This window comes from Corynebacterium sp. BD556, from assembly GCF_038452275.1.
Classification (GTDB): Bacteria; Actinomycetota; Actinomycetes; order Mycobacteriales; family Mycobacteriaceae; genus Corynebacterium; species Corynebacterium mayonis.
Map to the genome: position 1 here is coordinate 865,079 of NZ_CP141643.1, position 12,530 is coordinate 877,608.

Annotated in this window: 11 protein-coding genes; 1 reads left to right on the forward strand and 10 read right to left on the reverse strand. The window is 59.7% G+C overall.

Features of this window, described 5'->3' with window-relative positions; translation table 11 throughout:
• The first annotated feature begins 119 nt into the window (after positions 1-119).
• Positions 120-440, forward strand: a complete 321-nt coding sequence (locus VLL26_RS04085; RefSeq protein ID WP_342319843.1) for a hypothetical protein — start codon at positions 120-122, stop codon at positions 438-440.
• A gap of 141 nt (positions 441-581) precedes the next feature.
• Here VLL26_RS04085 and VLL26_RS04090 read toward each other — a convergent pair whose 3' ends face one another.
• From VLL26_RS04090 to VLL26_RS04135, 10 genes are all read right to left on the reverse strand, one after another.
• On the reverse strand, positions 582-2,858 hold the full coding sequence (locus VLL26_RS04090; RefSeq protein ID WP_342319844.1) for a RelA/SpoT family protein: 2,277 nt from the start codon (positions 2,856-2,858) through the stop codon (positions 582-584).
• Positions 2,859-2,913: 55 nt separating this feature from the next.
• The gene (locus VLL26_RS04095) at positions 2,914-3,474 is read right to left on the reverse strand and encodes an adenine phosphoribosyltransferase (protein ID WP_342319845.1); all 561 of its coding nucleotides are present in this window, start codon (positions 3,472-3,474) and stop codon (positions 2,914-2,916) included.
• Positions 3,475-3,484: 10 nt separating this feature from the next.
• Positions 3,485-5,101 carry an ABC transporter substrate-binding protein gene (locus VLL26_RS04100; RefSeq protein WP_342319846.1) on the reverse strand — a complete coding sequence of 539 codons (1,617 nt, stop codon included), beginning with the start codon at positions 5,099-5,101 and terminating at the stop codon, positions 3,485-3,487.
• A gap of 35 nt (positions 5,102-5,136) precedes the next feature.
• The gene (gene secF, locus VLL26_RS04105; protein ID WP_342319847.1) at positions 5,137-6,309 is read right to left on the reverse strand and encodes a protein translocase subunit SecF; all 1,173 of its coding nucleotides are present in this window, start codon (positions 6,307-6,309) and stop codon (positions 5,137-5,139) included.
• A 2-nt stretch (positions 6,310-6,311) separates the two neighbouring features.
• Positions 6,312-8,108, reverse strand: a complete 1,797-nt coding sequence (gene secD / locus VLL26_RS04110; RefSeq protein WP_342319848.1) for a protein translocase subunit SecD — start codon at positions 8,106-8,108, stop codon at positions 6,312-6,314.
• A gap of 193 nt (positions 8,109-8,301) precedes the next feature.
• A complete protein-coding gene (gene ruvB, locus VLL26_RS04115) occupies positions 8,302-9,378 on the reverse strand; it encodes a Holliday junction branch migration DNA helicase RuvB (protein ID WP_342319849.1) in 1,077 nt (358 codons plus the stop codon).
• Between the two features lie 17 nt (positions 9,379-9,395).
• Entirely contained in the window at positions 9,396-10,004 is a 609-nt protein-coding gene (ruvA, locus tag VLL26_RS04120) for a Holliday junction branch migration protein RuvA (RefSeq protein WP_342319850.1), read from the reverse strand.
• Positions 9,997-10,572 (reverse strand): crossover junction endodeoxyribonuclease RuvC, encoded by a 576-nt coding sequence (gene ruvC / locus VLL26_RS04125; RefSeq protein WP_342319851.1) that lies wholly within the window; start codon positions 10,570-10,572, stop codon positions 9,997-9,999. Before ruvC ends, ruvA begins: the two co-directional genes overlap by 8 nt.
• A gap of 141 nt (positions 10,573-10,713) precedes the next feature.
• Positions 10,714-11,466, reverse strand: coding sequence for a YebC/PmpR family DNA-binding transcriptional regulator (locus VLL26_RS04130; RefSeq protein ID WP_342319852.1), 753 nt, complete (start codon positions 11,464-11,466; stop codon positions 10,714-10,716).
• 159 nt (positions 11,467-11,625) lie between these two features.
• Positions 11,626-12,516 carry an acyl-CoA thioesterase gene (locus VLL26_RS04135; protein WP_342319853.1) on the reverse strand — a complete coding sequence of 297 codons (891 nt, stop codon included), beginning with the start codon at positions 12,514-12,516 and terminating at the stop codon, positions 11,626-11,628.
• Positions 12,517-12,530: the final 14 nt, after the last annotated feature.

Genomic DNA, 12,530 nt, shown 5'->3' on the forward strand with positions numbered 1-12,530 from the left:
GCTTAAGCAAGAAAGCAGCGCGCCGGCAGGTAGTTAGCAACACAAATGTGTTGCACATTTGTACGATGGGAGTTAGAGTGAGCTGCGTAATTTCGATGCTCCGAAAGATTGGATCACTCATGAAGCTTCGCAACGGCATTGTTGCTGCACTGACTGCAGGCGCACTGGTTACCGCTGGTGTTGCTCTTCCGGCACAGGCTCAGACCACCGCCACCACCACCGCTACCACCACCGCCGCCGCTCCGGCTCCCACGACGCCGGCGAAACCCACGCCGACCGCGAAGAACGAGTCTTCTTTTGGTTCCTCCGATGATTGGAACGAGAAGAACAGCAAGGAAAAGGCTGAGGAAATCAAGTCCTGGCTCAGCGTCATCACCGCGATCATCGGTGTGCTCAGCGCCATTGGTGGCTTCGCCGCCAAGTACATCACGATGTTCTAAAGACTCAACTTAGTGAGCCTGAAGCCACCCTCTCCACCACGGACTGGGTGGCTTTCCTTATCCCGCAGAACTTCTCAGGGGCGGCAGCGAGGCAGTAGCGACGCCCCTTCATTGCGCCTGAGCCCGTGAAAATTTCTTTTTCTAGGCAGTCACACGGAAAACATCGAAAACACCCTCGATGTTGCGCACCTGATTCATCAAGGCTCCGAGCTGCTTGGTGTCGGAAACACCGACGGTAAACCGAATGTTGGCAATGTTATCGTTGCCAATCTTCGAGCTCAAAGCGGTAATGGGAAGCTTTTGTTCGGACAGTACTCCCGTTAGCTCCGCGAGAAGTCCCTGCCGGTCCAAAGCCTCAACATTCAAGGTGGCCATCGTCGCGGAGCCGGCGCTGGAAGCCCCCGCCCACGCCACAGAAATAAGTCGCTCCGGTTCCTCGTTGAGCTTCGCTGCGTTTGTGCAATCCGAACGGTGCACCGACACCCCTCCACCGCGAGTGACAAAACCGAAAATTTCGTCTCCCGGCACCGGCTGGCAACACTTCGCCAACTTCGCCATCACATCCGGGCTGCCCTCCACCAAAATGCCTACGCTTGAGTCACGGATCTCAGGGCGCACCAGCTCGGACATCGGGGTGCGCGCCGCCAGCGCGTCCACAGCATCGCCCTCCCCGCCGAACAAATCAGTCAGAAGCTTGGCCACGTGCTGCGCCGACACGTTGCCCGCGCCGATCGCGGTGTAGAGGGAATCAACATCCGGGTAATGCAACTGGGCGGCTACACTACGCATCGAATCCGCTGTGAACAGGCGGTGCATCGGCAAACCACCGCGCTGCACCTCCGCCGCAAGCGCGTCCCGGCCTGCCTCCAAGTGCTCCTCACGGCGCTCCTTGGCAAACCACTGGCGGATCTTTGCCTTTGCTCGCGGCGAAACCACGAACTCCTGCCAGTCGCGCGAAGGACCAGCGTTGACATCCTTGGAGGTAAACACCTCAACTTTGTCGCCGGAGTTGAGCTTCGACTCAAGCGCGACAAGTTTGCCATTGACCTTGGCGCCAATACACCTGTGCCCCACCTCAGTGTGCACAGCATAAGCGAAGTCGACGGGTGTAGAACCTGCCGGGAGGTTGATCACGTCGCCTTTTGGGGTGAAAGCGAAAATCTGCTGACTGCTCAGGTCGTAGCGCAAAGAATCGAGGAACTCGTTCGGATCCGCAGCTTCTTTCTGCCAATCCAGCAGTTGACGCATCCACGCCATTTGGTCGATCTCCGCCTGATCGCCCTTGTGGGAACCCTTCGATTCTTTGTACCGCCAATGCGCAGCGACACCGAACTCCGCGTTGTAGTGCATCTCATGGGTGCGCACCTGCACCTCGAGCGCCCGACCTCCCTCGGCAATCACCGTAGTATGCAACGACTGGTAGACGCCGTAACGCGGGCTAGACACGTAGTCTTTGAACCTGCCCGGCAACGCGGAATACAGCGAGTGGACGACACCGATCGCGGCATAGCAATCGTGGACATTGTCAACCAACACACGCAGGCCAACTAAATCGAAAATCTCATTGAACTCATGGCCTCGCACGACCATCTTTTGGTAAATCGACCAGTAATGCTTCGGCCGGCCCATCACCTCAGCTTTGATGTTGTTGGACTTAAGCTCCGCCTGGAGCTGCTGAGTAATCTCCTTAAGCGCGCGGTCTCTCGAGGGCGCACGGTCGGCGACAAGCCGCACAATCTCCTCGTACTTCTTCGGATAGAGGATGGCGAAGGCCAAATCCTCCAGCTCCCATTTCACCGAGGCCATCCCCAGCCGGTGCGCCAACGGGGCGATGACGTCGAGGGTTTCCTTCGCTTTCTTTGCCTGCTTTTCAGGCGGCAAAAAACGCATCGTGCGCATGTTGTGGAGACGGTCGGCAACCTTGATCACCAAAACGCGGGGATCTTCGGCCATAGCGACGATCATCTTGCGGATTGTTTCCGCCTCGGCCGCTGCCCCCAACGCAACCTTGTCCAGTTTTGTCACGCCGTTGACAAGCCGAGCTACTTCGGGCCCGAAATCCCGGGTCAGATCCGCCAAGGAATAGTCGGTGTCTTCGACGGTGTCATGCAGCAAGGCGGCAACCAAAGTTGTCGTGTCCATGCCGATCTCGCCGCAAATTGTAGCCACGGCGAGTGGGTGGGTGATGTAGGGATCACCCGATTTGCGAAAGACACCTTCATGCAGGCGCTCAGCCGTGTCGTAGGCACGGTTGAGCTGCTCCGCATCAGCCTTCGGATGATACGTCCTGTGCAGCGACATTAGCGGGTCAAGAACCGGGTTAACTTTGACCCGACCGCCAGTGAGAGAACGCGCTAGCCGCGCGGACACACTGCGCACGCTCGTGCCGGATCGCTTGGCCATCTTTTCGTTCGTCATTGGCAAACCCTTCCGCCTCTACAAAGGAGCGTCCCCTTTCCGGCCCGCGAACTATTCAGCCGTTCTCCGCTAGAACTACCAGCGGCGCACCGGAAAGTTTCTCCCTGCCCCCGAGGCCATCGACCTCAAGGACCACTACGTACCCAACGACGCTACCACCGGCGCGTTCAATCAAGTCAGTAGCGGCCACGAGAGTGCCGCCGGTTGCGAGGACATCGTCGACAAGCACCACCTTGCGCCCCCGAAAATCAATGCCCTCAGCGGGAATCTCCAAGGCAGCCGAGCTGTACTCGGTGGTGTACTCCTGGGCGATAACCGGCGGCGGCAACTTCCCCTTCTTGCGGATGGCCAACACCCCAAGACCCAGCTCATAGGCCACTGCAGAACCCAACAAAAAGCCGCGGGCGTCGAGGCCGCCGATCATGTCGGCCCCTAACTCTCGACTGCGCTCGGCGAGCTCACGGATGACGGCGTTGAGCGCGGGGCCGTCGGCAAGCACCGGCGTCAGGTCTTCAAAAAGAACCCCCTTCTCAGGAAAATCCGCGACCCTGCGGATCTTCGCGCGAAGCGCCTGCGCGGCAGTGGAAAAAGTCGAACCTGGTGTGTTGTCAACCACGTCGTCCTCGCTAATTCTCGGTAGTGCTGGACGGCTGCGGGGCCGCGATCTGCCATCGATCCATGTTCCAACCAAGGCCCGCGCTTCCGGTGTACACACTCACGTTACCCACATGGCGGTCCACCGCGAAGTTGCGGGGTTGAGCCGCCAACGGAAAAGAGGAAAGCTCCTCCCACAGCTTGCCTTCCCGCTCGCGCAAGGCGGGAACATCCTGGGCCCGAGCGCCGCCGCCACTGTACTGGGTGCCTGGGTCGACCGGATGCAAAAGAAGATCAATCGAGCCTTCCGTGACCGTTTCTTGGCCCCACTCGCCAAGTTGAACATGCGGCAGATCACCAAGCGTCTTACCAGCCCCCGCGTCCACAATTTTGACACCCGCCGGTTCGCAGGAAACGCGCAACGCCTCCACCATAGCCGGATAATGGGGGCTGGAACCGAGATAGCCCACCCGCACCTCCATTCCAGCCAAAGCGCTTGCCAAATTCGTGTCCACCGTGGCGTGGCGGTCCACGATGTCTGCAAACTTGCCCGCCAAAACATCATTCGCAGACACCACATGCACCAGGTGGGGCGGCACATCAACCCCACTGGCCTCACTAGAAGCTCGGGCCGCAGCGGACGGGTCGATGCAAGCCGCAAGCGCCTGCCGGTTCAACGGGTAGGACCACACACCGGCAGGTGCAAAAGTCAGCGTGTCGGTCAGGTCGCCGGCGACGCGTTCTACGTCAAAGGGGTTGTCTTCCGCATTGAGGTCAAGCCACTGTGGGTGCGGCTGCGACAGGTCAGCGATCCGAAGCGCACCTTCTTTGACGAGCTGCTCGGAATCGGTGCTATCAGGCCACACCACAAGTTTCGGGGTGCGCGGCGGGTCACCATAGTAGGAATCATTGGTCACTAGCGTGACTTCACCCGATTCTCCGACGGTTTCAATCCGGTACGGGCCAAAGGAGACGTGCATGGCTGGGTCAAACCCGTCAAGGTTAAAGCCGTTGCGCCAGGCCTCAGCGATCGGCTGCAACGCTACCGGATCACGCGAACTCAACGCCTCCACCAGCTGGCTCGGCTCCACACCCGCCTTGCGCGCCACCACATGGGCCGGCACTACGGTGCCAGCTTCAAACAAACCTCGCCAAAGGCCACCTCCACCGGTTTCGAAGATGACGGTAAATTCCTTGGCCCCTGGCTCGCAAACTACCTCATCTACTTCCTTAAAAAGCGGCATGTGTGAGCCAAAGATCTCCGGCATCGTACCAGCCGTCGAGGCAAGCAAATAGTCGGTGCAGGTCACCGGAGTACCATCTGAGAAATGCGCATCCGCAGATAACTTGTAGATCACACGGCGTTGAGCTCCCGGCAACACCTGGGTGGTCACAAGATCAGTGTTCGGAATCATCTGGCCGCTCGGCCCCGGCACGAACACGCCTGGGTAAAGCCGACCCGAGAGCATCTGTGCAAGTTCGGTCGAGCCAACCAAGGTGCCCGCGTTAGTGGTGGTGACGTTGACAGGCAATTCGTAGCCGAAGTGGTCCCTGCTCGAATCGTCGCTTGCTGGGCGGGCAGACTCGGAACAGCTCGACAGGACAAGACCCGCCCCCACGATAGCGCCGATGGCGCGCATCTTTTTCATCTTCGATCCTTCCACGCTGCTTCTGCGCTCCCCTTTTACCGTGTGTTCGGCCTCCATGTCGCCGTCGCGTTCGTTGGCACCTGTGAAGGCGAATTCGCTGCGGCAACGGCGGGGCTGTCGATGGTGCGTCGGGGCGCCTCCTCAGAGGATCCGTCGTTGTCGATCTCACCGTTGCGGAAGCGTTGCACCTCTTCGTTGTGTTTGCGGTACTTTTCGCGGCGGTTGACAATTGTTACCAACAGCGGGGTGGCCAAAAACAGCGAGGAAACAATGCCTTCAATAACGCCGATGAGCTGGATCAAAGCCAAATCTCGGAGAGTGCCCACACCAAGCAGCCACACGGCGACGACCATGAGGGCGATGATCGGTAAGGCAGAAATGACAGAGGTCGAAATTGAGCGCATGACGGTCTGGTTGATGGCCAGGTTCGCTTCTTCGGCGAAGGTAGAGCGGCGCGAGTCTAAGACGCCAGTGGTGTTTTCCTTCACTTTGTCAAAGACGATGACCTTGTCGTAGATGTTGAAGGTCAACACGGTGAGCAGGCCAATGATCATCGCCGGAGTTACCTCGAGTGCGAACAAGGCGTAGACACCCACGATTAAAAACCCGTCAGCGAAAAGGGTAACCATAGCGGCGATAGCCATATCGCGTTGCAGGCGCAACGCCATGTAGAAGGCGGCGGCGATGAAGAACACGCCCATGGCAATGAGCATGCGTTTGGTGATGGTCGAGCCCCAAGACTCCGATACCGTCGAGTCGCCGATCGCATCCGCGCTCGCCTCACCCTCCGCGTTGACCGGTTGGTACGTCTCGTAAATGGCCTGGCGGGCCGCGTCGATCTGCTCCTGCGACAGGTGGGCGGAGTTGATCTCCAACACGCGGCTGTCACCGGCGCCGACGATTTGGGTCAGCTCCGGAGTTGTGCCGGTGGCTTCGATGAATGTCTCCTCCACCTGCTCTGCAACGAGGTCGCCTGCCGGCATGGTCATCTTCGTGCCACCTTCGAAATCGATGCCGAGGTTGAAGCCGCGGAAGATCATGGCTAAAAGCGAAATTGTCAACAGTGCGAGGGAGATGGTGTACCACAGTTTGGAGCGGCCAATGAAGTCGATGGCGCCGTCGCCGGTGTAAAGGCGGTCAAAACGCGAGCGCGTGCGGGGCTGCATGTGAGTGGCCGAGTTAGCGGTGGACGTTGTTGTGCTACCCATGGTTACTTCTCCTCACCGTGTTCGGTGGTGACGGTGTTGGCGGGGACTTCATTGGAGCGTTCCTCCTCGACGAGGCGAAACACTTTGCCCAGGCCGTTGACTGCCGGCTTGGACCAAAACTCGCTGCGCGAGGCCAGAATCATCAACGGGGCTGTGACCAAGAAAGTCACGACAAGACCGAAGATGGTTGTCAGGCCCATGGTGAAGGCGAATCCCTTGACATCGCCGACGGCGAGCAGGTAAACGGTCACGGCACCGATCAGGGTAACTATGTTGCCGGTGACGATAGTGTCGCGGGCACGTTGCCAGCCGTTGGCCGATGCCGAACGGAAAGTCTTGCCTTTGCGCAATTCGTCTTTAATGCGTTCGTAGATAACCACGAAGGAGTCGGCGATGGCTCCGGCGCCAATGATCAAGCCGGCGATGCCGGACAGATCGAGAGAGTAGCCGATCCAGCGGCCCAAAAGCACCAAAGCGCCGTAGACCAACGCGCCGGAAGCGATGAGGCTAAACAGGGAGATCAGCCCGTAGAGGCGGTAGTAGAAGAATACGAACAGGGCAACAAGCACAAATCCCGCGATACCTGCGTACAGACCAGCCTTCAAAGAGGCGAGGCCGAGGGAAGGCGGCACGGTCTGGGCGGTGCCGCCTGGCTCTCCATTTTCGCCCGCGAAAGACAAAGGCAGCGCGCCGTAGCGCAGGTTGTTGGCCAACCCTTCGGCTTCTGCCTGGGTGAAATTACCAGTGATTGAGGTCGCTGAGCCCGGCGGGGTCGCTCCCTGGATGACGGGGGCGGAAATGACCTGCGAATCGAGCGTGATGGCGATTTGTTTACCCAACATGTCTTGAGTTAAGCGCGACCACGTTTGGGAGCCGTTGGATTCACCCGCCTGACTAAAGGCGAAGCTAATCTCCATCTGGCTGGTTTGCGGGTTGAAACCGCCGGTGATGGGGCGCTTGGTGTCAATCTGATCTCCGGTCAATCGCTTACCGTCCGGATCGGTTTGATCGTTGAGCAGTGGAACCGGGCCCAAAAGGAGCGGTTGCAGGGTGGCGGAATCGCAGGCGACCAGCGGCACGTCGTGTGCGTCGGTGCCGGCCAGCGGGTCGGTCTGTTGCTCTGCACACACGGCTGACATCAATAGGACTGCAGCGAATTGCTGGGCTGGGTCCTCGGACTGGCGAGTCTCGCGCAGCATCTCTGTGATTTCTTGGCGACGCTGCGAGGCAGCCACCGGCCCGTCCGGGTCTTCGAGAGGCTCGGCGGTAATCGTCGGGCTTTCTCCTTCACCGGTCCCTTCTACTTGGCCGAGGCGCTCCTGAGCCTTGTCCTTGCTCAGCACCCCGTATGTGACCCACGTGTTAGCGGTTTCGGCTAAGACGGGACCGACCTGGGTTGGGTCGGCAGCGGGCTGGTCAAGTACCGGGCGAAACGCAAGCTGGGAAGTCTGTCCGAGGTTGCGGACCGCGGAGGTGTCATCGCCGGCCGCCGTGATTACCAGCGTGTTGCCGTCGACGACGACGGAAGCGCCGCTGACACCCATGCCGTTGACGCGGTTTTCAATGATGTTGCGGGCATCGGACAACTGCTCGCGAGTCGGTTCTTCTCCCTGTGGCACGAGGGTGACGCGTGTGCCGCCTTGCAGGTCGATGCCGAGCTTCGGCGTCGGCGACTTGTCCCCGGTGAAAAACACCAGGGAGTAGACGATCACCACGATCAGGGCGAAAAGGGCCAGGGCCTGTGCAGGCCAGGTCCTTTTCACTCCTGCGCCGCTCGAACGCCGTTTGACTCCGGACATTGAGGCAACTCCTCCATATTTCAAAAACTGCTACACTGCCTCGCTCCTCACCTTGACCTACGCAGACAGGCACGGCAAGAAAGGGGCGAAGCGCCCATCGCGCAATGCTACGGCATGCGTGGGGTAAATCCATGCTCGCCCCAGGGTTCCTCGGGTGAAAAGTGGCGTATGTCGCCTTCTGGCCGTGAGCTTGCTAGAGAAGATTCAGTTGACCGGGGGCCTCTGGAGGTGGGGTTAATCCGAGGTGGTTCCACGCCGCGGCGGTGGCAACGCGGCCACGGCCAGTACGCGCCATCAATCCGGCGCGCACGAGGTAAGGCTCGCAGACCTCCTCCACCGTGGCAGGTTCCTCCCCGACTGCAATGGCGAGCGTGCTCACCCCGACCGGGCCGCCACCGTGGCCCCGAATCAAAGATGACAGCACTGCGCGGTCAAGGCGGTCAAGCCCAAGTTCGTCGACATCGAAAACCGCCAAGGCAGCTTGAGCTGCTTCTAAGTCAACTCGCCCAGTGCCGTTGACATCAGCCCAGTCACGCACGCGGCGCAGCAGACGGTTGGCGATGCGTGGCGTGCCACGCGAGCGCGAAGCGATTTCTACTGCCGCGTCCCCGTCGATACCGACATCGAGAATCCCCGCGGCGCGCGTAATCACATCTGTAAGGTCTGCGGTGTCGTAGAACTCCATCTGGGCGGTAAAGCCGAAGCGGTCGCGCAGCGGTCCGGTGAGCATGCCTGCACGTGTGGTGGCGCCGACGAGGGTAAAAGGCGGAATCTCCAGCGGGATTGAGGTAGCACCCGGGCCTTTGCCCACGATCACATCGATGCGAAAATCCTCCATTGCCATGTAGAGCATTTCTTCGGCGGGGCGGGCAATGCGGTGAATTTCATCGATAAAAAGAACATCGCCTTCCATGAGGTTTGACAGCATCGCTGCGAGATCACCCGCGCGCTCCAGTGCAGGACCTGAAGTCATGCGAAGCGACGTCCCTTGCTCCTGGGCAATGATCATGGCCATGGTGGTTTTGCCTAGCCCGGGAGGCCCGGAGAGCAGGATGTGGTCAGGGGTGACGTTGCGTTGGCGGGCCCCGGCAAGCACTAAATTGAGTTGTTCACGCACCTTCGGCTGGCCGATGAACTCATCAATTGACTTCGGGCGCAAGGATTTTTCGACGTCTTTGTCTTCGGCTTTCTCGGTAGCGTCGACAAGCGAATGTGCGGGGCGAGTGGGCCCGGAAGGCAGAGAAAACTCAGTCTTTTCGACGTCCGACATGGATTTAACCCTACCGCCTACTTTTTGCCCAGCTGGCTAAGCGCCGCGCGCAGCAAAGCCGAAGATGATTCCTCCGGGGATGCCTCAACGAGCTTGTCGACGACCGGACGCGCAACACGTTCGTTGAAACCCAACCCCACGAGGGCTTCTACCACTTGCTCGGTGACCAACGCGCTCCCGGCCCCGCTAGGGGTAGCCGAAGCGGCGTCTGGCGGCGCAGATGAGAAAGCGTCGAGTTTGTCTTTGAGTTCCAAAATCATGCGCTCCGCCATTTTCTTTCCCACCCCCGGGATGGTCTGTATGGCCTTGACGTTATCTCCGGCGATGTGGCCTGCGAGCTCCGCCGGATCAAACACCGACAAACACGCGATGGCCAGTTTCGGGCCGAGGCCGCTGACCGTTTGAAGCTTGTGAAACATTGAGCGTGCGTCGTCGTCGGCGAAACCATAAAGCGTCACGCCGTCATCTTTGACCACCATCGCTGTCATCACGCGGGCGCGCTCGCCACGTGTCAGCCGCGCCAGCGTAGGTGGCGCAGAAAGGAAGCGGTATCCCACCCCGTTACACTCGATGACTGCATGGTCGAGCCCAATGCTTATAACCTCGCCGTTGAGGGAATCAATCATGTTGTGACCTGCTTAGGTTGTTGTGAGTGTTGGCTAAGTGAAGATTCGCCAGCGCGGCGCTGCGGGCGAGAAGGGGTGCGCGCCAACAGTGGCACACCGCGATAGCGAGGGCATCGGCGGCGTCGGCTGGTTTCGGCGGCTCGCTCAGACCCAGGATTCGGGTGACCATAGTGGTCATCTGCTTTTTATCCGCCCGACCATTGCCGGAAATCGCCTTCTTCACCTCGGAGGGTGTGTACATGTGGACTGGAATGTCGCGCTCAGCGGCAGCGAGGACCATCACCCCCACCGCATGCGCGGTGTGCATGACGGTGGAGACATTGCCGCGCTCGAAGATGCGCTCCATGACCACCACATCCGGCTGGTAATCGTCGATCCATTCGCTCACGGCCCGCGACAGCCGCACGAGACGCTCCGAAAGCTCCGCCGTTGACGGCGTGCGCACCACGCCGACGGCGACCGGAATTATCGAGCGGCCTTTGCCTGCTTGGACGATGGACAGGCCACAGCGCGTTAGCCCGGGGTCAATACCCATCACGCGCAGACCTTCAACACCGCCACTTTGCATGCGCCCCGCACACCTCCTTGCCTCTAACACATATGTTCTACCACAGTTGTTCTTGCCCATTGCTTGCCGCCTGCCCCAAAAACCGCCGAAGCCCTGCCCGGGGAAAAATCGGGCAGGGCTCACAGGACACAAAAACGAGGCCTATGCCTCCATTTGAGCTGCGACTTCGCTGCTGATTGAGGAGTTGCTATAGACGTTTTGGACGTCGTCGGAGTCCTCGAGGGCGTCGATCAGCTTTTGCAGCTTCTTCGCCCCCTCTAGGTCGAGCTCGACCTCGGTCGAAGGGCGAAAGTCCTGTTCGACATCTTCTACCTCGAAACCTTCAGCGGTGAGCGCGTCACGCACGGCATGCATATCGGACGGCTGTGAGGTGACCTCGAAGACTTCGCCGAGATCGTTGACTTCTTCGGCGCCAGCCTCCAGAACCGCGACGAGGACATCATCCTCAGTCAAGTCGCCCTTCTTGACCGTCACGATGCCGGTGCGCGAAAACATGTAGCCCACCGAACCTGACTCACCCAGATTTCCGCCGTTTTTCGTCATGGCGGTACGCACCTCAGTAGCGGCGCGGTTGCGGTTGTCGGTCAGGCACTCAATGAGCAGAGCGACACCATTGGGGCCGTACCCTTCGTACATCACCGACTCCCAGTTAGCGCCGCCAGCTTCCTCGCCAGATCCACGTTTGCGGGCCCGCTCGATATTGTCGGCGGGCACAGAGGCACGCTTCGCTTTCGCAATCATCGTCTCCAACGTTGGGTTGGCCGCAGGGTCGCCACCACCGGAGCGCGCCGCCACCTCGATGTCCTTAATCATCTTGGCGAACATTTTGCTGCGCTTGGCGTCATTGGCGGCCTTCTTATGCTTGGTTGTCGCCCATTTTGAGTGGCCTGCCATATCAAGCTCCCCTTTCCCGTTGATGGTTCCCGCACGTTTGGCTGAAGCGACCGAAAGGGCCCTCGCGATCGCCCGATGGGGCCATCAAATGCCGCACGCGGGATTGTTTGAACAGCACACCAGTATACGCAGCTCGCCGCCGCTACTAAAGGTTGGCACTTAGCTATTGCTTGAGGACGAAGCCTGCCGCTCACGAGATTCCTCAGGCAACGTCGTCGCCCCTTCACGCAAAGAGCGGGTCAGTCCCTCCTGCATACACACCGCAACTAGGTTGCCCCGCGAATCGTAGATTTTGCCTTGCGCAAGGCCTCGACCGTGGTGCGCCGAAGGAGAGGACTGATCATAAAGAAGCCACTCATCAGCGCGGAATGGACGAAGAAACCACATCGCGTGATCGAGCGAAGCCATCTGCACTTTGTGGCCGGGGTGCGGCACCAACGCAGTGTAAAGCAGCGTCATATCCGACATGTAGGCGAGTGTGCACACGTGGAAGGTGTCATTGTCCGGCAGGGGCACACGCGATCTAAACCACACCAATTGCTGGCCCGCAGAGTTCGAGTCGTGCTGGTAGGCGTTCGGCGGAACAAGGCGAATGTCCCAGTCTTTCCATTCTTTCTTCAGACCTTTGAGATTTTCGGCCACGCCAGCGCCGGCCGGCGGAAGCTCCTCCGGTTTCGGCACTGTGCGCACCGGGTCGAAATGCTCAGGACCTTCGTCGGTGGTGACGTGGAAACTCGCTTGCATGGAAAAAATCACTTCCCCGTCCTGCACCGCCTCGACGGTGCGCGTGGCGAAACTACGCCCGTCACGCGGCCGCGAAACTTTGTAGACCGTTTCGGCCTTCGCCACGCCACCGCGCAAGAAATACCCGTGCAACGAGTGAACCTTTTTGTCCTCGCTGACCGTGCGGGTCGCCGCGACGAGGGCCTGTCCCGCTACGTGCCCACCGAAGGTGCGAACAAAGATATCGGAGTCCATCGCACGTCCGCGGTAGATGTCTTTGTCAATGCGCTCAAGGTCGAGCACCGCTTGGATTGCCGGAGTGTTCATGGCAGCAAGCGTAG